Below are 21,047 nucleotides of genomic sequence, written 5' to 3' on the forward strand. Positions count from 1 at the left end.
TTCGCATGCGTATGTTGCACCCCGGGAGTCACGTCCCGCCGTCGATCATGAACCCGTCGCGGCCGTTGGCCTTGGCCTGGTACAGGGCGGTGTCGGCGCCTTCCACGAAATGGTGCGGTTGCAGGTCACCGTCGGGCACGCGGGTGAATACCCCGATGGTGAGCGTGACGCCGTCATCGCTGCCATCGCCCGGCGCCGGCAGTGCACGCACGCAGGCAATCAGGTCCTCGATCACCCGGCGCGCGCCCTCGGCCGGCGTATCCGGCAGCACCAGTGCGAATTCGTCGCCACCGTAGCGCGCCGCCATGTCGCGCGGGCGGCGCGCATGGGCGCCGATCAGGCGGGCGACATCACGCAGCACGCGGTCACCGACCTGGTGGCCATGGCGGTCGTTGTGGCGCTTGAAGTGGTCGACGTCGATCAGCGCCAGGCTCAATGGCTTGCCACTGCGCCGCGCGGCGTCGCATTCCTGCTGCAGTGACTGCTCGAAGCGCAGGCGGTTGCCCAGGCCGGTGAGGGCATCGCGGTTGGCCAGGCGGTGCCAGGCCGAGATCCGCCACACCGCCCAGACCAGCAGTGCCAGCACCACGCCCAGCATCGCGCTGGCCGGTGCCCACCACAGGTCACCGGTGCGCAGCAGCAGCCAGCTCAGCAGCGGCGGCATCGGCAGCGAACACAGCGCGACCAGCCACGGCAGGCGCAGGCCGAGCAGGATCACGCACAGCGCCACCAGCACGCCACTGATGGCGTGCTGCCAGGCGTGCGGCAGCACGTCGATCTGCTTGTGCTGCAGCAGCATCGAGGTGATGTTGGCCTGGTACTCGCTGCCGCTCATCCAGAACTCGCGGGTGGTCGGGGTCAGCAGGCGAGGCGCGATGCCGCTGGCCGTCATCCCGACCACGATGCGGCGGCCATGCAGCATCGCTCCATCCACGTGCCCATCGAGCACGTCCGCATAGGACACCTGCGGCAGCCGCTCGGGCGGGCCGGCGTAGCGCACGCGCACGTAATCATCGCGACGCCATTGATAGGGCGAGCCCAGCTCCGGGTCGGGGTCGGGCAGGCCGCGTACCGCACCCGCCGGCAGGTCGGCCAGTGCCAGGCCCAGTGCCGGCCAGTGCGGCCGTCCGATACCGGCGTGCAGATAGACGCCGCGGGCGACGCCGTCCCCATCCACCTCGACATCGGTGTGGCCGATCGCGGCGGCACTGGCGGCGATCTGCGGGATCGGCAGCATTTCCTCGGCCATGCGGTCGCCGGCCGCCGGTGCCGCCAGCACCGGCAGCACCACCCGGCCGTTGCGTCGGATCGCGGCCGCCAGCTCATCATCCTGGCGGCTGTCGCGACGGTCGGGTTCGGACAGCATCAGGTCCAGCGCAACGCGTTCGGCGCCGGCATCGGTCAGGCGGTCCAGCAGGCGGGCATGCACCGAGCGCGGCCAGGGCCACTGGCCGATACGCTGCAGGCTGCCTTCGTCGATGGCCACGATCAGCACGCTGGGGTCGGGGCGGTAGTCCCAGTTGCCGACCAGTGCGTCATAGGCCGCCTCGTCCTGCCGCCACAGCCATTGGCCCTGGCTGGCCACGATGGTCAGCACGCCGGCCAGCAGGGCCAGCAGGATCCGCTTCGACCATGGCAGCGGCGAGCGCCTCACAACAACAACCAGAGCAGCAGTGCACCGCCACCGGCGCCGTAGCACAGGCGGCATGGCAACGGGATCTGCTGGGCAGGAGAGAACTCGCCGGCGTGGCCGTCATCGTCGATGTACTGCACGCGCACGTGCAGCGTGCCGCTCCACGGGCGCTTGAAGCTCACCTGCGGCTGGGCCACGGTTTCATCAATCAATGGGGCCTTGAAGTCACCGCGGCGATCCACCTGCACCCGGTAGCGCTGGCCTTCGCTGCCGGCCTGCCAGCGCAGGGTGAGCTCGCCGTGCGCGGCCTCGGGCGGTTGCAGTGCCGGGTCCACCGGCTCGTTGCTCAGCTGCAGCGGCAGCGCCTGGCCATAGCGGCCCTGGTGGCCTTCGGCATCGCGCGAGGCCACGCGCCAGTAGTACTGTCCGGGCGGCAGCGGTTGCGCCAGGCGCAGGTCGGTCGCATGGGTAGCCTGCTCCTGCAGTGGCTGCCGGAAGCTGGGTTCGGCGGCGATCTGCAGCACGCTGCTGCGTGCACCGGGGGCCTGGCTCCAGCGGAAGCGCGGGCGGTCGCTGTTGATCGTCTGCCCATGCAGCGGCGATACGGTCAGCGGCGGCGGTGGCTGGTCACTGAGCTCGAAATCGGCGCTCGCATCCAGGCCTTCGACGCCCTGTGCGTCGACCGCGCGCAACAGGAGGCGCAGCTGGCCGGGCGGCAGGTCGCCGATCGCTAACCGGGTGTCGGCGGTGGTGGTGGCGAACAGCAGGATCTCCGGCGTTGCCGCCTGCACCACTTCCACCCGGTAGTGATCGGCGCCAGTGACCGGTTCCCAGGCAAGCAGGGTCGGCAGCGGCGCCAGGCGCAGCGCGTCATTGCGCAGCGCCGGCGCCGGCAGCAGGGCCGAGACCGCGGCGGGGGCCGCATCGGCGCTGCTGCTGCGGGTGGACTGCCCCGGCCGCACCAAGCGCTGGCCATGGGGGTTGCCGACCTGCACCTTGCCCTGCAGGACCTCGGTGGCGCCGACGTGCCCGGTATCCCCGGCGCTGACCCGGAACACCGTGCCGCGCACGCTGCTGGTCGCGGTGGGTGCATCGATGATGTAGCGCGAGGCCGGGCCGCGCGCCGGCGTCACCCGGTTGCTGGCGCGCCCCTGCTGCAGGCGCAGGCGGGTGTCGACCATGCCGGTGTGGCCATAGCGGCTGAGCTGGTCCAGGCGCAGGCGCGAGTATTCGCGCAGCTGCAGGCGCGAGGCATCGGCAAATTCCAGCGTGATGCTGGAATCGCCCTCGGTTTCCACGGTGTCACCGATATGCAGCTGCTCGCCGGCCTGGAGCGCACGGGTCGCCGTGCCATCGGCACCGGACAGCTCGACCTTGCCGCGCACCGACAGCACCCGGGCCGGCGCCGGTTCGGTGCGCAGCCAGCTGATCGGGAAGCGCAGCAGCTGGCCCGGCGGCAACTGGTAGGGGTTGTCGATGCGGTTGTGCTGCTGCAGCTGCTGCCAGCGTACCGAGGGTTTCAGGTACAGCCCACCCAGGTCCCACAGGGTGTCGCCGGGCCGGACCCGGTAGTTCCAGTCCTGGGCGCCGGCGATGGCAGGCGGCAGGAGGAGGGCGCAGAGCAGGGCGCCCGTTAAACGCATGGCGAACGACAGAGAGCGGACGACGGTCACAGTTTGCAATCCCGGCAATGCGGGGGTGCAGCTGCAAGACCCCATGGCCCCGACCTCATCCCCCCGAACGGATCGTGGCGACCGCAAGGCCGCCAGCGCGCGCATTATTGCCCGCGTTCAGTGCAGGGATTCTGAACGGAGCGGGCTTCCGTTCAGAACAGCAGCGACGCCATCCTGCGGCGGTACTGGCCCACCAGGTCCTCGTCGGAGATCACATTGAAGGCGTCGATCAAGGCTTTGCGTGGCAGGCCCTCCTCGAATCCACGGTCGATCCGCAGCATTTCCAGGAACTGCGCCAGGGCGGCCTCGTCATGCCCGCCCAGCAGCAGCTGCACGCCGCGCAGGTGGCGGGCCTTGAGATCCTTGCCATCAGCGGCGATGCGGGCCTCCAGCACCTCGGCCGCCGGAGCATCCTTCAGCGCAGCGGCGAAGGCCAGGCGGGCACGGGCGCGCACGGCGCGGTCGTCGGTGGCCAGATTGGCCGGCAGGCCGTCGATCAGGGTACCGGCCTCGTCCACGCCGCCGATCTGCAGCAGGGCCAGGGCCAGGTCGAGCTTCAGCTCATCCTTGTCCGGCTCGGCGGCGATCTGCGCGCGCAGTACGTCTACCTGCGCCTGCGGGTCCAGCGGGGCGTCATCTTCAGGGGCGGCATCGCCGACATCGGCCGGCACGATGCCGTGCTGGGCCAGGAATTCACGCAGCTGGCCTTCCGGAATGGCGCCGGGGAAGCCGTCCACCAGCTGGCCGCCCTTGACCAGGAACACGGTGGGCACCGAGCGGATCTGGAAGGCTGCCGCGATCTGCTGTTCCTTGTCGACATCGACCTTGGCCAGCTCGAAAGCGCCGTTGTACTCGGCAGCCAGCTTTTCCAGCATCGGGCCCAGGGTCTTGCACGGCCCGCACCAGGTGGCCCAGAAGTCGACCAGCACCGGCGTCTGCAGCGACTTCTGCAGGACTTCGGCCTCGAAGGTCGCAGTGGTGGCGTCGAATACGTAGGTCGTCTCGGTCATGGGGGAGGCATCGCTTGGCATCTGGAGACCGATTCTATGGTGACGATCGATGTCGGTCTCAACCCTGCCATCACGGAGTACGCCCTCGAGTGGTGCTGGCGGGCCGGCAGGGGCGCAGTGCAGCGTGTGGATCACCCACTAGCCGGAGGCGACAGGCTTCGATGGGGAGGCGCGCTTGCGACAGGGCGGAACTGCCATGCCTCGAGCATCACGGTAGGCGCAGCAGGCGGATATTGAAGTGCTCTGGAATGCGCCGCGCTTGGCGCATCGCGCAGCTACCGCGACAATGCCGTGGTCCATTCCTTTCCAGGTGATTGCGCGCAATGTCCGTGGTCCGGCTTGATCGTTGGTTGGGGCTGCTTGCGGCAGTCGTATTCGTCCTGGCCGTGGCCGGCTTCGGTGCCGGCCTGGACGGCTATGCCCAGGCTCGCCACCCGGTGGCGCTGCTGGGTGCGCGCGGTGTACCGCATGCGCTGGCCTTCAATCTGCTGGGTTTCGTGCTGCCCGGCGTGCTGGCGGTGGCGGTGGCTGAACGCCTGCGCCGCAGTCTGCCGGCCACTGCTGGCTGGGCGCCACGGGTCGGCAGCCAGATGCTGCTGCTGGCCGGTCTGGCCTTTGCCGCGATGGGGCTGCTGCCACTGGACGTGGATGACCTGCATGGGCCCGCCAGCCAGCTGCATGCCAGCGCCTGGATGATCTGGGTGCTGGGTTTCGTCGCCGGCACCGTGCTGCTGGGCGTGTCCCATCTGCGCCAGGCGCATGGCCGGGCCTCGGGCGCAGTGGCCCTGGGCTGCGGCGTGCTGGCCGCGCTGGCGGCGTTCGCCCTGCAGGGCACACTGCCGGCGCCGATGGCACAACGGCTCGCGTTCGCCTGCTGGCTGGTCTGGCTGGCGGCGGCCCTGCCGCTGTCGCGTCCGCGCTGAGACGCCTCCCCGAGCGCCGCGGCGCCGGCGTCCGGCAGGCAGGATTGGAGCCATTTGCCGCACTGCGGTACGCTGTACCGCTTTGCCGCCGCATCCGCGTGTTCCATGACCAGCGCTGAAACCAACGCCTACGACCCGCAGCAGGTTGAATCCGCCGCCCAGCAGTACTGGGACGCCACCCGTGCCTTCGAGGTCGACGAGACTTCGGACAAGCCGAAGTACTACTGCCTGTCGATGCTTCCGTACCCGTCCGGTGCGCTGCACATGGGCCACGTGCGCAATTACACGATCGGCGACGTGATCAGCCGCTACAAGCGCATGACCGGCCACAACGTGCTGCAGCCGATGGGCTGGGACGCGTTCGGCCTGCCGGCGGAAAACGCTGCGATCAAGAACAAGACCGCGCCGGCGGCGTGGACCTACAAGAACATCGACCACATGCGCAGCCAGCTGAAGTCGCTGGGCTATGCCATCGACTGGTCGCGCGAGTTCGCCACCTGCCGTCCGGACTATTACGTCCACGAGCAGCGCATGTTCACCCGCCTGATGCGCAAGGGCCTGGCCTACCGCCGCAACGCGGTGGTGAACTGGGACCCGGTCGACCAGACCGTGCTGGCCAACGAGCAGGTCATCGACGGCCGCGGCTGGCGCTCCGGTGCGCTGGTGGAGAAGCGCGAGATCCCGCAATGGTTCCTGCGCATCACCGACTACGCCCAGGAACTGCTGGACGGCCTGGACGAGCTGGACGGCTGGCCGGAATCGGTCAAGACCATGCAGCGCAACTGGATCGGCCGTTCCGAGGGCCTGGAGATCCAGTTCGATGTGCGCGATGTCGATGGCAGCGCGCTGGACCCGCTGCGCGTGTTCACCACCCGCCCGGACACGGTGATGGGCGTGACCTTCGTGTCGATCGCCGCCGAGCACCCGCTGGCGCTGCATGCGGCGAAGAACAACCCGGAGCTGGCGGCGATGCTGGCCGACCTGAAGCAGGGTGGCGTGTCCGAGGCTGAACTGGAAACCCAGGAAAAGCGCGGCATGGACACCGGCCTGCGCGCGCTGCATCCGGTCACCGGCGAGCCGGTGCCGGTGTGGGTCGCCAACTTCGTGCTGATGGGCTACGGCACCGGCGCGGTGATGGCCGTTCCGGGCCATGACCAGCGCGACAACGAAGTGGCCAACAAGTACGGCCTGCCGATCAAGCAGGTGATCGCGCTGAAGGATGCGCGCACCGAAGAGGAGCGCAACTGGGACGGTAGCCGCTGGCAGGACTGGTACAGCGACAAGAGCCGTGCCTTCGAGCTGGTGAACTCGGCCGAGTTCGACGGCCTGGATTTCCAGGGCGCCTTTGAAGCCCTGGCCGAACGTTTCGAGCGCAAGGCCCAGGGCCAGCGCCGCGTCAACTACCGCCTGCGCGACTGGGGCGTGAGCCGCCAGCGCTACTGGGGCTGCCCGATTCCGGTGATCTACTGCGCCAAGTGCGGCGCGGTGCCGGTGCCGGAAGAGCAGCTGCCGGTGGTGCTGCCGGAAGACGTGGCCTTCGCCGGTACCGGCTCGCCGATCAAGACCGACCCGGAATGGCGCAAGACCACCTGCCCGGATTGCGGCGGCGCGGCCGAGCGCGAGACCGACACCTTCGACACCTTCATGGAGTCGAGCTGGTACTACGCCCGCTACACCTCGCCGGGTGCCCGTGATGCGGTCGACAAGCGCGGCAACTACTGGCTGCCGGTGGACCAGTACATCGGTGGCATCGAGCACGCGATCCTGCACCTGATGTATTTCCGCTTCTACCACAAGCTGCTGCGCGACGCGCGGATGGTGGACAGCAACGAACCGGCGCGCAACCTGCTGTGCCAGGGCATGGTGATCGCCGAAACCTATTACCGCCCGAACCCGGACGGCTCGAAGGACTGGATCAACCCGGCCGACGTGGAAGTGCAGCGCGACGAGCGCGGCCGCATCACCGGCGCCACCCTGATCGCCGACGGCCAGCCGGTGGTGGTCGGTGGTACCGAGAAGATGTCCAAGTCGAAGAACAACGGCGTGGACCCGCAGGCGATGGTCGGCAAGTACGGCGCCGATACCGTGCGCCTGTTCTCGATGTTCGCCGCACCGCCGGAACAGTCGCTGGAGTGGAACGAAGCCGGCGTGGACGGCATGGCCCGCTTCCTGCGCCGCCTCTGGGCCCAGGTGCAGAAGCACGCTGCCGACGGTGCCGCCCCGGCACTGGATATCGCGGCGCTGGATGCCAACCAGAAGGCGCTGCGCCGCAAGACCCATGAAACCATCGGCAAGGTCGGTGACGACTATGGCCGCCGCCACAGCTTCAATACCGCGATCGCTGCGGTGATGGAGCTGATGAACGCGCTGGCCAAGTTCGAGGATGGCAGCGAGCAGGGCCGCGCGGTGCGCCAGGAAGCGCTGCAGGCGATCGTGCTGCTGCTCAACCCGATCACCCCGCATGCCAGCCACGCCCTGTGGCAGGTGCTGGGTCATGGCGAGACGCTGCTGGAAGACCAGCCGTTCCCGCAGGCCGACAGCAGCGCGCTGGTGCGCGATGCGCTGACCCTGGCGGTGCAGGTCAACGGCAAGCTGCGTGGCACCATCGAGGTGGCGGCCGATGCCGCGCGCGAGCAGGTCGAGGCGCTGGCCCTGGCCGAGCCCAACGCGGCCAGGTTCATGGAAGGCCTGACGGTGCGCAAGATCATCATCGTCCCGGGCAAGATCGTGAACATCGTCGCTGCCTGATGTCCCCGGCACCGGTCACCCGCGCGGTGGCCGGTGCCATTCCATAAGCAGGGCCGGGCGCCTGATGGCCCTGCATTCACGCGGCTTCGGGCACGCTGTGTGTTGCCGTGATCGCCCGGCTCCGCCAGACTGTCTCCATGACCCGAATCCTGCTTGCCCTCGTTCTTGTCCTCGGCCTCGCCGGCTGCGGTTTCCATCTGCGCAACAAGCTGATGCTGCCGACCGACACTGCCCCGGTGAAGGTGGTCTCCACCGCCCCGTACAGTGAACTGGTCAAGCTGCTCAACCGCAGCCTGCTGGCCTCCGGTGCCAAGCTGGCCGATGAGGACAGCAAGGGACCCAACGCCCAGCTGCAGGTGCTGTCCGAGCGCTGGGGTGACCTGCCGATCGCCATCGACTCGCAGGGCCGCGCACAGGAATACAGCCTGCGCTACGCGGTGATCTTCATCTTCCGTCGCGAGGATGGCAGCGAACTGGTGCCGCAGCAGGTGATCGAACTGTCGCGCGACTATGTGTCGCCGCCGACCGACGCCACCGGTACCACCACCGAACGCGAAATCCTGGCCACGGAGCTGCGCCGGGAAATGTCCGCCTCGATCATCCGCCGTATCGACAGCGTGGTCCGCGCCGAGATCGAGAAGGGCGGCAGCCTGTCCGCGCCGAAGGCCAAGCCGATCGAGGGTGCGGTGCCGGCCGCCGACGCCAAGCACTGAGCGGCAGCGACGATGGAACTGCGTCCGGAGCAGCTGGCCAGCCAGGGCGCTGACACCCCGTTGGCGCCGGTGTACCTGATCGCAGGCCCGGAAACCCTGCGCGTGCTGGAGGCGGCAGATGCCGTCCGCGCGCGCGCGCGCGCCTCCGGCATCGGCGAACGCGAAGTGTTCGACGCCGACGGGCGGGATTTCGACTGGAACCAGCTCGACGCCAGCTTCAATGCGCCCAGCCTGTTCAGCGCCCGCCGCCTGGTCGAGGTGCGCCTGCCCAGCGGCAAGCCCGGCAAGGACGGCGCCGAAGTGATCAGCCAGTTCTGCGCCAATCCGGCGCCGGACGTGGTGCTGATGATCACCGCCAATGAATGGAGCAAGGCCCATCAGGGCAAGTGGGCCGAGGCGGTCAGCCGCATCGGCGTGCTGTCGGTGGCCTGGGCGATCAAGCCGCACGAACTGCCGGACTGGATCGAGCGCCGCCTGCGCGGCAAGGGCCTGCGTGCCGACCCGGCCGCCGTGCAACGCCTGGCCGAGCGGGTGGAGGGCAACCTGCTGGCCGCCGCCCAGGAAATCGACAAGCTGGCGCTGTTGGCCGATGGCCAGCCGCTGGATGTGGAGCGGATGGAATCGCTGGTGGCTGACGCTGCCCGCTACGACGTGTTCCGGCTGGTGGAGGCGACGTTCTCCGGCCAGCCGCCGGCCGTGCTGCGCATGCTGGCTGGCCTGCGCGGCGAAGGCGAAGCGGTGGCCGCACTGATGCCGATCGTGATCCGTGAACTGCTGGCCGGTGCCGGCCTGGCCCGTGTGCAGGCCCGTGGCGGCAACCTGGCCGCCGAAATGAAATCGCGTGGCATCTGGGAATCACGGCAGGCGCCCTACAAGCGCGCGCTGCAGCGGCACCCGGAAGGCAAGCGCTGGGAACGCTTCGTGGCCGAAGCCGGGCTGGTCGACCGCATCGCCAAGGGGAGGGCCGACGGCGATGCCTGGCTGGCGCTGGAGCGCCTGCTGGTGGCCGTGGCCGAACCGCGTGCCGTGCGCCTGCTGGCGCGGGCCTGAGCGATGAGCCTGCGGATCTATTACGGGGGCACCTTCGATCCGGTGCACCTGGGGCATCTGGCAATCGCGCGAGCCGCCCGGGACGAACTGCAGGTGGCCGTGCGCATGTTGCCGGCAGGCGATCCGCCGCACCGTGCGGTGCCCGGCGCTACCGCCGAGCAGCGCTGCACCATGTTGTCGCTGGCCATCGGCGACGAACCGGGCCTGCTGCTGGACCGTCGTGAACTGGACCGTGCCACGCGCTATCCCGGTCGTCCGTCCTACACCGTCGATACCCTGCGCGAGCTGCGTGGCGAGCTGGGCCCAAGCCGGCCATTGGCCTGGCTGGTGGGCGCCGACAGCCTGCTGGGCCTGTCCGGCTGGCACGAATGGGAGGCCCTGTTCGGGCTGGCCCACTTCGTGGTGGCCGAGCGGCCGGGCAGCCCGCTGCAGGCGTCGATCGACGGTGAACTGGGGCGTGCCCTGCAGGGGCGCTGGGCCGACAACGAACAGGCCCTGTTCGCCAGCCCGGCCGGACGCATCCTGCGCCTGCACCACCCGCTGCGCGAGGAATCGGCCAGCGCCGTGCGCTCGCAGATCGCCGCCGGTGGCCCCTGGCGCGCCCTGCTGCCGCCGGCCGTCGCGGACTACGTCGCTGCACACGGGCTGTACCGCCCGGCCACAGCGTGAATGGCGCCGCCGTGCCATCCCCGTATAATCGCCCCCACGTTTATCGAGTCGATCCACTTTGAGCAACCAGACCCAGCCCCAGACCATCAAGGTCGATCTGCCCAGCCCGCCGCCGTCCGTGCCGGAACTGCTGGCCAGCGTCCGCCAAGCCACCGAAGACCTGAAGGCCAAGGACCTGGTCGAGATCGACGTGCGCGGCCGGTCCAGCGTTGCCGACTACATGATCGTCGTTTCGGGCACCTCGACCCGCCACGTCAAGTCGATCGCCGATGAAGTCGTGCGCTTCGCCAAGAACATCGACGTGATGCCGCTGGGTGTTGAAGGCGAGCGCGAAGCCGAGTGGGTGCTGGTCGATCTGGGCGACGTGATCGTCCACGTGATGCTGCCGCGCGTGCGTGAGTTCTACGCCCTCGAGCGCCTGTGGACCGTTGGCGACCAGCCGCCGTCCAGCGACGACGAAGTGGCCTGAGCCGCACGTTGATGCATCCCTTCGACGGCGCCGATGGCGCCGTCGACGTTTTGGAGGACCGTGTAGATGAAAGCCCGCCTGATCGCCACCGGTGAACGCGCGCCCAGCTGGGTCGCGCAGGGCTTCGCCGAGTACCAGAAGCGGCTGTCGCACTGGCTGCCGTTCGAGCTGGTGGAAATCGAGCCCGGCTTGCGCGGCAAGGGACGTGATCCGCGCCGCGCCACTGAAGAGGAAGGCAAGCGGGTCATCGCTGCGCTGCCGAAGAACGCCTATGTGGTGGCACTGGATGTGCCAGGACGACAGCTGAGTTCCGAACAGCTGGCACAGCGCCTGGAGCATTGGCGCGGGCAGGGCCGCGACCTGGCGTTCCTGATTGGTGGCCCGGAAGGGCATTCGCCGGAGGTGTCCGCGCTGGCCGATGAGAAGTGGTCGATCGGACCGCTGACGCTGCCGCACATGCTGGTGCGCCTGGTGGTGGCCGAGCAGCTGTATCGGGCCGCCGCAATGATTGCCAATCACCCCTACCATCGCGCGTGAAGAGTGGTTATACTAGTCGTCTGCCCGAATAGCTCAGCCGGTTAGAGCACTTGACTGTTAATCAGGGGGTCGTTGGTTCGAGTCCAACTTCGGGCGCCACCTTGAGAAACCTGCATCGCAAGATGCAGGTTTTTTTTTGTCGCTACACTCTGCTGCTGCAACCATGGATGCCGATCATGCGCGTGCTGCTGTACTCGAGCTTCCTGCTGCTGGCGATGGTGCCGTTCGCCACAACGAAGGCCGCGCCTTCCACCTGGCATCCGCCACAGGGCACCACCGAGCTTCCGTTGTGGCCGCAGGGCACGGTGATCGCGCCGCCGAAGTTGAAGGGGCCCGAGCAGGTCAGCGAAGTGATCTCCGAAGCCAGTGGCGAACACTGGATGATGCTGCAGAACGTCGCTGCGCCGACCCTCACCGTGTTTCCACCGAAGGGACCGGCCACCGGCACCGCAGTGATGGTGGTGCCTGGCGGAGGCTATCGGGTGCTGGCGATGGACCTGGAAGGCAGCGAGATCTGCGGCTGGCTGACCGCACAGGGCATCACCTGTGCATTGCTGAAGTACCGGGTGCCAGCCTCTGGCCCGAACTGGGACCCCGAGTGCAACTGCCGCGACATTCCGAAAGTGCCGATGGCCCTGCAGGATGCACAGCGTGCAATGGGCCTGCTGCGCGCACAGGCCGAGCGCTGGTCAATCAATCCCAAGCGGATCGGGGCGATCGGCTTTTCCGCCGGTGGTCACGTGGTGGCGGGACTGAGCACGCACGCGCTGCGCAGCTACGCGCCGGTCGATGCTGCGGATGAGCAACCCAGCCGTCCCGATTTCGCGATGGTGATGTATTCCGGGCACCTGCGGGCAGGGCACGGGAAGGGATTGTCGCTGGTCAGGGACATCACCGTGGATGACAAGGTGCCGCCGACGTTCATCGCGCAGGCCACCGACGATCGCACCGATGACGTGCGCGAATCGCTGGCCTATTACCGTGCCTTGGCGGACGCGGGCGCGCCGGTGGAAATGCATCTGTTTGCACGCGGCGGCCACGCATTCGGGCTGCGCATGAAGGATGCACCGGTCGCGGCGTGGCCGCAGCTGGCCGAGCGCTGGATGCAGGATATCGGCATGCTGGCGGATCGCCAGTTGTAGAGCCGAGCCATGCTCGGCTGCCTGTGTGAAGCCGAGCGCGGGCTCGGCTCTACAGTGCCAGCTCACCTCTGCAGAAGGCCACCAGCGTGGCGATCGCCACCGCCAGGATCGCGCCGAACAGTACCCACTCCCAGCGCGTGAATACCCGCTCGCCGCGCTGGCGCCGGGTCAAAGCGAACAACACCACGCCGGGCACGTACAGCAGTACCGACAGCAGCAGGTTGTCCAGGCCGCCGGCATACACCAGCCACAGCGCATAGGCGCTGGCCAGCAGTGCGACCCCGAAATCGCGCCAGCGCACGCCTGGTTCGCCGGCGTAGGCCTGCCCGCGCCAGGCCAGCTGCACGCCGAACGCGGTGGACAGGAAGTAGGGCACCAGGCTCATCGACGCAGCGAGCAGCACCAGCCCGGTGTAGCTGCCCGAACTGACCAGCACCATCAGCAGGAACAACTGGATCAGGCCATTGCTCAACCACAGTGCATTGGCCGGCACGCCACGCGCGTTCTCGCGGCCGAGGAAGGCCGGCATGGTGCCATCACCGGCGGCGGCATACAGCACTTCGGCGCACAGCAGCACCCAGGCCAGCAATGCGCCGAGCACGGAGACGATCGAACCGATGATGATCACCGTCGCGCCCCATTCGCCGACGATGGCGCGCAGCACGTAGGCCATCGACGGGTTGGGCAGCCCGGCAAGCTCGGCCTGCGACAGCACGCCCATCGACAGCAGGCTGACCAGTACCAGCAGCAGCCAGACCCCGAGGAAACCGATCACCGTGGCACGGCCGACGTCGGCACGGCGCGCGGCACGCCGCGAATAGATGCTGGCCCCTTCGATGCCGATGAACACCCACACGGTCACCAGCATCATGCCGCGCAACTGCTGGCCGAGGTCGCCGAGTGCGGGCGTACCGAGGAAATCGGCGCGGAACACGTCCATGCGGAACGCGCCCGCCGCCAGGATCAGGAACAACGCGATGGGCAGCAGCTTGGCCACCGTCACCAGGCCGTTGACGATGGCGGCCGTGCGCAGGCCGCGCAGCACCAGCAGGTGCACGGTCCACAGCAGCAGTGATGAAGCGGCTACGGCGGCGGGTGTATTGCCTTCACCGAAGACCGGCACGAAGTGGCCGAGGCCACTGAAGATCAGTACGAAGAAGCTGGCGTTGCCGAGCACCGACGCCACCCAGTAGCCCCACGCCGCGGAGAAGCCGATGTAGTTGCCGAAGCCTTCGCGCGCATAGGCGTAGATGCCGGTATCCAGGTCGGGGCGACGATTGGCCAGGGCCTGGAACACGAAGGCCAGCATCAGCATGCCGGCGCCACTGACCGCCCAGCCGATCAAGGCGGCGGCCGGGCCGGCGCTGCGCGCGACGTTCTGCGGCAGTGAAAAGATGCCGGCGCCGATCATCGAGCCGACTACCAGTGCAGTCAACGCGGGCAGGCCCAGCCGTTGCGATGTCGCGGCCATGGAGATCCCCTGCGGCGCGAATGCCGCGAGCATACGGTAGCCATGTCCTCGTGAACATGTCCGCAAGAGTCAGCAGGCAAGAGCCAGCCTGCAGGAACCGGCCCGCGTGAAAACGACGAAGGCCCGGGCAACGGCCCGGGCCTTCGAAGGTGACGCTGCAACCGGTCTTACTTGAACGTGTACTTGAAGCCGACGGTGTAGTAACGGCCCAGCGCACCGGAGAAGTGCATCGGGTTGTAGTTCACCGCGCCGTAGGTGGTCGGATCGAGCGGGGCGATGCGGTCGAACACGTTGGCCACCGAGGCGTTGAGTTCGAACGAGTCGTTGATGCTCCAGCGACCGGACAGGTCCATCGTGGTGAACGAAGAGATCTTCTTCACCGGCGTACCGTCAGCGTAGAAGGCCAGGTAGCTGCCACCACGGCTGTCGATGTTGTCCATCTTGCTGATGTAGTTGACGATGCCGCTGACGCTCCACGGGCCCTGCTTCCAGGTGGTGCCGAAGTTGACCTTGTCCTTCGGCGTACCGATGCAGTTGGTGACGTCGCAGTTGCCGTGGGTACCCACGTAATCAACCGTGTCGCCGCCTTCGGTGCGCTCGAACTTCAGGATGTGGCTCCACTGCAGGTCCAGCTCCAGCTGGCCCGGGCCGATCTCGAAGGTCTGGCGGATATCGGTATCGATACCGCGCACGCGCGACGAGCTGGCATTCACGTAGCCGGTGTTGACCGCCAGGATGGTGCCGCTGTTGGCCACGCCATTGAGATTGTTGCTGTCGCGCAGCACGTTGCCGGCCAGGATCGCCGCCGCCGTGCTGCCCTGCACGATCTCGTTGGTACGCTTGATCTGCCAGGCATCGACGGTCATCGAGGTGGTCGAAGTCGGCTGCAGCACGATGCCGACCGAGTAGCTCTTGGACTCTTCCGGCTTCAGCAGCTTGTTCGGCTTGGTGATGATCGCCACCGAATTGGCGCCACATTCGCTGGCAGCGCCGCCGCTGATCTGGCAACGCACCGGGTCGACCGCAGTGGAGAAGGCGGCCAGGCCACCGTCACCGTTCTCGGCCGGGTTCGGCGCGCGGAAACCTTCGGCGTAGCTGGCGCGCAGGGCGATCCAGTCGGCCGGGGTCCACTTCACGCCCAGCTTCGGCGTAGCCTTGCCTTCGCCGCTTTCGTACTTGTCGTAACGCAGGGCGCCGGACAGTTCCAGCTGTTCCAGCACCGGTGCCGACAGTTCGACGTAGCCGGCGTAGACGTTCTGGGTGCCGTCATAGGCCGAGTAGCCCAGGCCGATGATGTCGCCCTGGTCGGTGTAGGTCTGCGGGGTCAGGCTGTTGCTGGTCTTGCGCCACTCGGTACCGATCGCCAGGCCCAGCGGACCACCCTTCAGGTCCATCAGGCTGCGCGAGACGGTGAAGTCGAACATGTCCAGGCTGGACTTGGCGCGGGCGCTGATCGTGGGCGAGATGTAGTCGTACAGCGCCTGCGAGTTCTTGCCGGCATCATCACCGATACGCCACACGCCACCGGCGCAGTTGGCATTGCCCAGTGCACACTGGACGGCGCTGTAGCGCAGGAAGCCGGTGCGCTTGTTGGTCAGGTCGGTGCCCGAGTGCAGGTAGGCGGTGTCGTAGCTCCAGTCGCCCCAGTTGCCCTTGATGCCGACCAGGAAGCGGTTGAACTCATTGGTGTTGTCGGTCACGCGCGGGCCGACATCCCAGGCCGAGTAACGCACGCGGCGCGCCGTGCCCGGGGTCGGGTTGTCGGGATGGTTCGGGCCCAGCACGGTGGCACCGGGGCCACTGTTGGCATTGACCGGGCCGCCCGGATAGCCCCAGCCGCCCGACACGCCGGACGGGGTGTTGCTGAAGATGGTTTCCTTCTTCGAGTAGCCGATCTCGGTGTAGATCTCGCCGCCTTCACCGAAGGCGAAGCTGGCGCGACCGAACACGTTGACGTACTTCTCTTCCGGAATCAGGTCGCGGTACTGCTGCGCCGGATCCCACAGGCAGCCATCGGCGGCGATGCTGGCCGGGGTCTGCCCACCGATGGTGGTCAGGCCGGCGCAACCCGGCAGCGGCACCAGATGGCCGGTGGCGTCGAGGTAGGAGCCGTTCGGGCCGGAACCGCCGGAGGTGCCACCACGGGTGTAGGCACCGCCGAGGAACTGGGCGGTCTTGTCATAGCCCCACGGGCGGGTGTCACCGGTACCGATCCACTTGCGGTTCTTGCGGTCGCTGATCTTGATCGCGTCGGTCTTGCCAACGTCCAGGCTGAAGAAGGCGTTCCAGCCATCGGTGGCCAGGTCGCCGGTACCGGCGGTCAGGGTTGCCTTCCGGGCGTCGCCATCGCTGTCACCGGACAGGCCGTAGGAGCCACGCAGGATGGCGCCCTGGAAGTCGCTGCGCAGGATGATGTTGACCACGCCGGCGATGGCATCGGAGCCGTAGATCGCCGAAGCGCCGTCCTTCAGGACTTCCACGCGCTCGACGGCATCGAGCGGAATGGTGCTGAGGTCGGTGAAGACCTTCTGTCCGTCATCGGCCAGGCCATAGGTGGCCATGCGGCGGCCGTTCAACAGTACCAGCGTCGAGCCGGCGCCCAGGCCGCGCAGCGAAATGCCGGCACCACCGCCGGCGAAACCGTTGCCGAAGGTCTTGGGAATCGAGCCGGCGCCATCGGCGGTGATGGTCTGCAGGTACTCGGCCAGCGAGGTCTTGCCGGTGCGGTCGATTTCCTGGCGGGTCACCACCTGCACCGGCGACGGTGTCTCGGTGTTGGTGCGCGGGATGTTGGAGCCGGTGACCGTGATGCGGTCGAGGTTGGTGGCCTTTTCCTGCGCGAAGGCGGAGGAGGAAGCGACGGCGCCGGCCAGCAGCAGGGCGCCGCCGGTGAGGATGTGGGTGATGGACGATGCCAGGGTGCTGCGGCGGCGGCTGGCGGGCCGTTGGATCGGGTGTTTCACAGCTTCTCTCCTAACTGGAAAACCGTAGCGTTGAGGGCTGTCGCCGGATCGATACCGGGACGCGCCAATCTAGGTTTCCTGCAGGTGACGAAGTCGTGAAATTTTGCTTAATCGGTAACGCTTGGTCCCTGGCCTGTCCGCATTTCCCGGGCAGCGGCAGGGACCGGCCCGGCGCGAGGCCGGGCCGGTGGTGGGGCTCAGTCGGGCAGCGAGAACTGTACCGGTACCAGGCCGATGGCCGGAACTGCCACGCCGTCACGCTGGGCAGGCTCGAAGCGCCAGTGCCGGAGCACCTGCTGGCGGGCGGCCTGGTCCAGGTTGCGCGAGCCGCTGCTGCGCTCGACGCTGACCGCGACCGGTTGGCCATGGCTGTCCACTTCCACCCGCAACAGCACTGTTCCCTGTTCGTGGTTGCGCAGGGACTGGATGGGGTAGGTCGGCGGCGGGGCGCTGCGGTACTGCAGCTGGGCGCCGGCCAGAGGGGTGGACGTGTCGATGCTGGGCGCCAGCTGCGGCGGAGCCGGTTCGGTGGCCGGCAGCGCGATGCCCTGGGTCTCCTCCACGGTCGCGGTGGGCGCCGGCAGTGGCGGTACCACTGGCTGCGTTCGCGGTTTCGGCACCACCTGGACGATCTCCTTGGGCGGGACCGGAACCGGCGGCGTTGGCGGTGGCGGGATCTTCTCGATCAGCCGGACCGGCGTCTTTTCACGCGGGACCTGCACGGCCTGGTAGGTCGCAGGGATGAGCAGCAACAGGAAGGCCAGCAGGTGCAGGGCGATCGCCGCGCTCCAGGCGGCCACCCGGGCGGGGTCGAAATGCAGGGATGCAACGGGGTACGTACGAACCATGATCCACCTCCATGCCAGTGACGAAGTCCTCAACGCACCAGGGCCCGTGGCGGGGTTGCCGCACGCGGCTGGCAGTCCATCAGTAGCGCGGCACGACGGCTACTGCCTAGAGGCAGGGGCATGATCGTTGGGCTGGCCTTCAGCCAGTGTCGGCGGAGGGCACGAAAAAGGCGGGCCCCCTGCGGGACCCGCCTGTGTCGTCGACCGCGGCGGACGCGATCAGCGGCCCAGTTCGAACACCACGTCCAGGTTGACCGAGACGGTCGATTCGCCCGGTGCGACCGGGGTGGCCTTGTCCATCGCCGCACCGGCCGCCATGGTGCGCATCATCTGCATCGGGCGGAAACCGCCGCTGCTGTTCTCGGAGATGCTGACGATGCGGCGCACCTGCAGGCCCAGCGACTTGGCATAGGTCTGGGCGCGGGCCTGGGCCTTCTTCAGCGCGGCCAGGCGGGCTTCGTCATAGACCGGTTCCGGCTGGTCGATCTCGAAGCTGGGGCCGTTGATCTGGTTGGCGCCCTGAGCGGCCAGCGCATCGAGCACCTTGCCGAGCTTGGCGATGTCACGGACCTTCAGGCTGACCGTGTTGCTGGCCTGGTAGCCGGTGATCTTCGGCGCCTCGTTGTCGGCATAGCGGTACTGCGGGTTGAGGCTGACGCCGCTGGTCTGCACGTCGCGCTCGGCGATGCCGGCGGCCTTGATCGCGGCCAACACCTTGTCCATCTGCTGGGCGTTCTGGCGCATGGCGCTGTTGCCGTCGGCGGCCTGGGTGACCACGCCGGCCGACAGGGTGGCGACGTCCGGCACGCGGGTGGCCTCGGCGTTGGCCGAAATGTTCAGCAGGGTGCCTTCGGCCGCGGCGGCGATCGACGGCGACGACGGGGCGGCATGGGCGGTCATCGAGGTTCCAAGGGCGAGGGACAGGGCGAGCAGCAGCGGGGTGGCGGTCAGGCGCATGGGATCTCCTTGTTGTGCGGTGAGGGTGGTGTCGTAGCGATGAACGCGCTGTGAGCCTGTAAGGGGTTGTACGCGTTCCGTAACGGGTTGCCGACGATTCAGGTGACGGGCTCAGGTTATGCTGTGCCGATGCTCTATCTTGCTTCCCGCTCCCCCCGACGCAACCAGTTGCTGGCCCGACTCGGACGCCCCTTCCAGGCCCTGGACCTGGAGGTCGTCGAGCAGCGCGCCGCGACCGAGAGTGCCGAACAGTATGTGTGCCGGGTCGCCGCCGACAAGGCGCGCGCCGGGCTGGCCCGGGTGCTGGCCGAGGACCCGCAGGCGCGGGTGCTCGGCTCGGACACCGAGGTGGTGCTGGACGGTGAAGTGTTCGGCAAGCCGGCCGACGCCGCCGGCGCGCGCGCGATGCTGGCGCGTCTGGCCGGGCGCACCCACCAGGTGATGACTGCGGTGGTGGTGGTCGGCGCCGACGGGCTGGACAGCGAACTGGTCATTTCCGAAGTGACCTTCGCCCCGATCGCCGCCGCCGACATCGCCGCCTATGTCGCCACCGGCGAGCCGTTGGACAAGGCCGGGGCCTACGCCATCCAGGGCGGGGCCGAGCGCTGGATCGAACATCTTTCCGGCAGCTACTCCGGCGTCATGGGGCTGCCATTGCTGCATACCGATCGTCTGCTGGCGCGCTGTGGCGTGCCGGCCCCCACTGCCGATGCCGCCAGGGAGGCTGCCGATGTCTGAGGAAATCCTGGTCAATGTGACCCCCCGCGAAACCCGGGTCGCGGTGATCGAGAACGGCATGCTGCAGGAACTGCACATCGAGCGCGGCTGGCGCCGGGGTGTGGTCGGCAACATCTACAAGGGCAAGGTGCAGCGGGTCATGCCCGGCATGCAGGCCGCGTTCGTCGAGGTCGGCCTGGAGCGCGCCGCGTTCCTGCACGCCAACGACGTGGTGCGCCCGGCCCCGGTGGCCAGTGCCGACACCGAGAACACGACGCTGCCGCCGCCGGCCAGCGTGCCGATCGTCGAGCTGCTGCGTGACGGCCAGGACATCGTGGTGCAGGTGGTGAAGGACCCGATCGGCACCAAGGGTGCACGCCTGACCACGCAGATCAGCATTCCCTCGCGCTACATGGTGCTGCTGCCGCAGTCCAAGGTGGTGGGGGTGTCCGCGCGCATCGAGGATGAAACCGAGCGCGCCCGCCTGAAGGCGCTGGTGACCGAGTTGTCGGCGCAGCACGGCGGCTACGGCTACATCGTGCGCACCAACGCCGAAGGGCAGCCGGCCGAGGCCATCGCCGAGGACATCGCCTACCTGTCGCGCGTGTGGAACGTGGTCGAGCGCCGCGGCCGCGAAGCGCCGTCGTGCAGCATCATCTATGAAGACCTGAGCCTGCCGCTGCGGTCGGTGCGCGACCTGATCCGCAAGGACGTGGACAAGGTGAAGGTGGACTCGAAGGAGACCTTCGGCCAACTGCAGGCCTTCGTCGCCAAGTACATGCCGGTGCTGGCCGAGAAGCTGGAGCTGTACTCCGGTGACCGCCCGATCTTCGACATGTTCGGCGTGGAGGACGAGATCGGCCGCGCGCTGGACAAGCAGGTGCCGCTGAAATCCGGTGGCTACCTGGTGATCGACCAGACCGAGGCGATGACCACCATCGACGTCAACACCGGCTCGTTCCTCGGCCAGCGCAACCTGGAAGAAACGGTGTTCCGCACCAACCTGGAAGCGGCGCAGGCGGTGGCGCGGCAGCTGCGGTTGCGCAACCTGGGCGGCATCATCATCATCGACTTCATCGACATGGATGATGCGGAGCATCGTCGCCAGGTGCTGCGCACGCTGGAAAAGGCGCTGGCCCGCGACCATGCCAAGACCACGGTCTATGATTTCTCGCCGCTGGGCCTGGTGGAGATGACCCGCAAGCGTACGGTGGAAAGCCTGGAGCGCCAGCTGTCGGAGACCTGCCCGCAGTGCAGCGGCCGCGGCAGCATCAAGACCACCGAGACGGTGACCTATGAGATCTTCCGCGAGATCACCCGTGCCGTGCGCCAGTTCGATGCTGCGCGCCTGCTGGTGATCGCCTCGACCAAGGTGGTCGCGCGCATTACCGATGAGGAATCCTCGGCGGTGGCCGAGCTGGAAGAGTTCCTCGGCAAGAGCATCCGCTTCCAGGCGGACGAGCAGTACCTGCAGGAGCAATTCGATGTCGTTCTGCTCTGATCCTCGCCGGCTGCAGGCCGGCG

17 protein-coding genes and 1 tRNA gene are annotated in these 21,047 nt (G+C 68.0%); 11 read left to right on the forward strand and 7 right to left on the reverse strand.

The window, feature by feature from the left end; all coding sequences use genetic code 11:
* Positions 1-28 precede the first annotated feature (28 nt).
* The 3 genes from AC5P8F_RS05955 to trxA all read right to left on the reverse strand — a co-directional run bounded on the left by AC5P8F_RS05955 (position 29) and on the right by trxA (position 4,316).
* Entirely contained in the window at positions 29-1,654 is a 1,626-nt protein-coding gene (locus tag AC5P8F_RS05955; RefSeq protein WP_495227731.1) for a CHASE2 domain-containing protein, read from the reverse strand.
* Entirely contained in the window at positions 1,651-3,351 is a 1,701-nt protein-coding gene (locus AC5P8F_RS05960; RefSeq protein WP_032961938.1) for a FecR family protein, read from the reverse strand. Before AC5P8F_RS05960 ends, AC5P8F_RS05955 begins: the two co-directional genes overlap by 4 nt.
* Positions 3,352-3,458: 107 nt before the next feature.
* On the reverse strand, positions 3,459-4,316 hold the full coding sequence (gene trxA, locus AC5P8F_RS05965) for a thioredoxin (protein ID WP_014038035.1): 858 nt from the start codon (positions 4,314-4,316) through the stop codon (positions 3,459-3,461).
* A gap of 323 nt (positions 4,317-4,639) precedes the next feature.
* Here trxA and AC5P8F_RS05970 point away from each other — a divergent pair, with 323 nt between their 5' ends.
* The 9 genes from AC5P8F_RS05970 (at position 4,640) to AC5P8F_RS06010 (ending at position 12,567) form a co-directional block, all read left to right on the forward strand.
* On the forward strand, positions 4,640-5,239 hold the full coding sequence (locus AC5P8F_RS05970) for a DUF998 domain-containing protein (protein ID WP_046431876.1): 600 nt from the start codon (positions 4,640-4,642) through the stop codon (positions 5,237-5,239).
* Between the two features lie 105 nt (positions 5,240-5,344).
* On the forward strand, positions 5,345-7,987 hold the full coding sequence (leuS, locus tag AC5P8F_RS05975; RefSeq protein ID WP_049442503.1) for a leucine--tRNA ligase: 2,643 nt from the start codon (positions 5,345-5,347) through the stop codon (positions 7,985-7,987).
* A 137-nt stretch (positions 7,988-8,124) separates the two neighbouring features.
* Positions 8,125-8,700 carry an LPS-assembly lipoprotein LptE gene (locus AC5P8F_RS05980; protein WP_041863673.1) on the forward strand — a complete coding sequence of 192 codons (576 nt, stop codon included), beginning with the start codon at positions 8,125-8,127 and terminating at the stop codon, positions 8,698-8,700.
* Between the two features lie 12 nt (positions 8,701-8,712).
* Positions 8,713-9,750 carry a DNA polymerase III subunit delta gene (gene holA / locus AC5P8F_RS05985; protein WP_032961944.1) on the forward strand — a complete coding sequence of 346 codons (1,038 nt, stop codon included), beginning with the start codon at positions 8,713-8,715 and terminating at the stop codon, positions 9,748-9,750.
* Between the two features lie 3 nt (positions 9,751-9,753).
* Entirely contained in the window at positions 9,754-10,419 is a 666-nt protein-coding gene (nadD, locus tag AC5P8F_RS05990; RefSeq protein ID WP_014647945.1) for a nicotinate-nucleotide adenylyltransferase, read from the forward strand.
* A 58-nt stretch (positions 10,420-10,477) separates the two neighbouring features.
* The gene (gene rsfS, locus AC5P8F_RS05995; protein WP_005418109.1) at positions 10,478-10,888 is read left to right on the forward strand and encodes a ribosome silencing factor; all 411 of its coding nucleotides are present in this window, start codon (positions 10,478-10,480) and stop codon (positions 10,886-10,888) included.
* Between the two features lie 66 nt (positions 10,889-10,954).
* Entirely contained in the window at positions 10,955-11,425 is a 471-nt protein-coding gene (rlmH, locus tag AC5P8F_RS06000; RefSeq protein ID WP_014647944.1) for a 23S rRNA (pseudouridine(1915)-N(3))-methyltransferase RlmH, read from the forward strand.
* A gap of 22 nt (positions 11,426-11,447) precedes the next feature.
* A tRNA-Asn gene (locus tag AC5P8F_RS06005) sits at positions 11,448-11,524 on the forward strand.
* A gap of 77 nt (positions 11,525-11,601) precedes the next feature.
* Positions 11,602-12,567 carry an alpha/beta hydrolase gene (locus AC5P8F_RS06010; RefSeq protein WP_495227734.1) on the forward strand — a complete coding sequence of 322 codons (966 nt, stop codon included), beginning with the start codon at positions 11,602-11,604 and terminating at the stop codon, positions 12,565-12,567.
* A 49-nt stretch (positions 12,568-12,616) separates the two neighbouring features.
* On the opposite strand, the gene arcD is transcribed toward AC5P8F_RS06010, so the two are convergent.
* From arcD to AC5P8F_RS06030, 4 genes are all read right to left on the reverse strand, one after another.
* Positions 12,617-14,038 carry an arginine-ornithine antiporter gene (arcD, locus tag AC5P8F_RS06015; RefSeq protein ID WP_049442504.1) on the reverse strand — a complete coding sequence of 474 codons (1,422 nt, stop codon included), beginning with the start codon at positions 14,036-14,038 and terminating at the stop codon, positions 12,617-12,619.
* Positions 14,039-14,205: 167 nt separating this feature from the next.
* Positions 14,206-17,001 carry a TonB-dependent receptor gene (locus AC5P8F_RS06020; protein WP_014647941.1) on the reverse strand — a complete coding sequence of 932 codons (2,796 nt, stop codon included), beginning with the start codon at positions 16,999-17,001 and terminating at the stop codon, positions 14,206-14,208.
* Between the two features lie 197 nt (positions 17,002-17,198).
* Positions 17,199-17,849: an energy transducer TonB gene (locus AC5P8F_RS06025; RefSeq protein ID WP_495227736.1), complete on the reverse strand. Its 651-nt coding sequence runs from the start codon at positions 17,847-17,849 to the stop codon at positions 17,199-17,201.
* 219 nt (positions 17,850-18,068) lie between these two features.
* Positions 18,069-18,806, reverse strand: a complete 738-nt coding sequence (locus AC5P8F_RS06030; protein ID WP_049442355.1) for an SIMPL domain-containing protein — start codon at positions 18,804-18,806, stop codon at positions 18,069-18,071.
* 129 nt (positions 18,807-18,935) lie between these two features.
* Between AC5P8F_RS06030 and AC5P8F_RS06035 the strand changes: the two genes are divergently transcribed.
* Both AC5P8F_RS06035 and rng read left to right on the forward strand, forming a co-directional pair.
* On the forward strand, positions 18,936-19,544 hold the full coding sequence (locus tag AC5P8F_RS06035; RefSeq protein ID WP_032961948.1) for a Maf family nucleotide pyrophosphatase: 609 nt from the start codon (positions 18,936-18,938) through the stop codon (positions 19,542-19,544).
* A complete protein-coding gene (gene rng / locus AC5P8F_RS06040) occupies positions 19,537-21,024 on the forward strand; it encodes a ribonuclease G (RefSeq protein ID WP_005418079.1) in 1,488 nt (495 codons plus the stop codon). Before AC5P8F_RS06035 ends, rng begins: the two co-directional genes overlap by 8 nt.
* Positions 21,025-21,047 lie beyond the last annotated feature (23 nt).

The organism is Stenotrophomonas sp. YJH_SMC_69, assembly GCF_059370495.1.

Excerpts from the sequence above, each read along its gene's own strand:
- AC5P8F_RS05960 (WP_032961938.1), bottom strand. The coding sequence starts at position 3,351 with ATGGGGTCTTGCAGCTGCACCCCCGCATTGCCGGGATTGCAAACTGTG.
- trxA (WP_014038035.1), bottom strand. The coding sequence starts at position 4,316 with ATGACCGAGACGACCTACGTATTCGACGCCACCACTGCGACCTTCGAG.
- AC5P8F_RS05970 (WP_046431876.1), top strand. The coding sequence starts at position 4,640 with ATGTCCGTGGTCCGGCTTGATCGTTGGTTGGGGCTGCTTGCGGCAGTC.
- leuS (WP_049442503.1), top strand. The coding sequence starts at position 5,345 with ATGACCAGCGCTGAAACCAACGCCTACGACCCGCAGCAGGTTGAATCC.
- AC5P8F_RS05980 (WP_041863673.1), top strand. The coding sequence starts at position 8,125 with ATGACCCGAATCCTGCTTGCCCTCGTTCTTGTCCTCGGCCTCGCCGGC.
- holA (WP_032961944.1), top strand. The coding sequence starts at position 8,713 with ATGGAACTGCGTCCGGAGCAGCTGGCCAGCCAGGGCGCTGACACCCCG.
- nadD (WP_014647945.1), top strand. The coding sequence starts at position 9,754 with ATGAGCCTGCGGATCTATTACGGGGGCACCTTCGATCCGGTGCACCTG.
- rlmH (WP_014647944.1), top strand. The coding sequence starts at position 10,955 with ATGAAAGCCCGCCTGATCGCCACCGGTGAACGCGCGCCCAGCTGGGTC.
- AC5P8F_RS06010 (WP_495227734.1), top strand. The coding sequence starts at position 11,602 with ATGCGCGTGCTGCTGTACTCGAGCTTCCTGCTGCTGGCGATGGTGCCG.
- arcD (WP_049442504.1), bottom strand. The coding sequence starts at position 14,038 with ATGGCCGCGACATCGCAACGGCTGGGCCTGCCCGCGTTGACTGCACTG.
- AC5P8F_RS06025 (WP_495227736.1), bottom strand. The coding sequence starts at position 17,849 with ATGGTTCGTACGTACCCCGTTGCATCCCTGCATTTCGACCCCGCCCGG.
- AC5P8F_RS06030 (WP_049442355.1), bottom strand. The coding sequence starts at position 18,806 with ATGCGCCTGACCGCCACCCCGCTGCTGCTCGCCCTGTCCCTCGCCCTT.
- AC5P8F_RS06035 (WP_032961948.1), top strand. The coding sequence starts at position 18,936 with ATGCTCTATCTTGCTTCCCGCTCCCCCCGACGCAACCAGTTGCTGGCC.
- rng (WP_005418079.1), top strand. The coding sequence starts at position 19,537 with ATGTCTGAGGAAATCCTGGTCAATGTGACCCCCCGCGAAACCCGGGTC.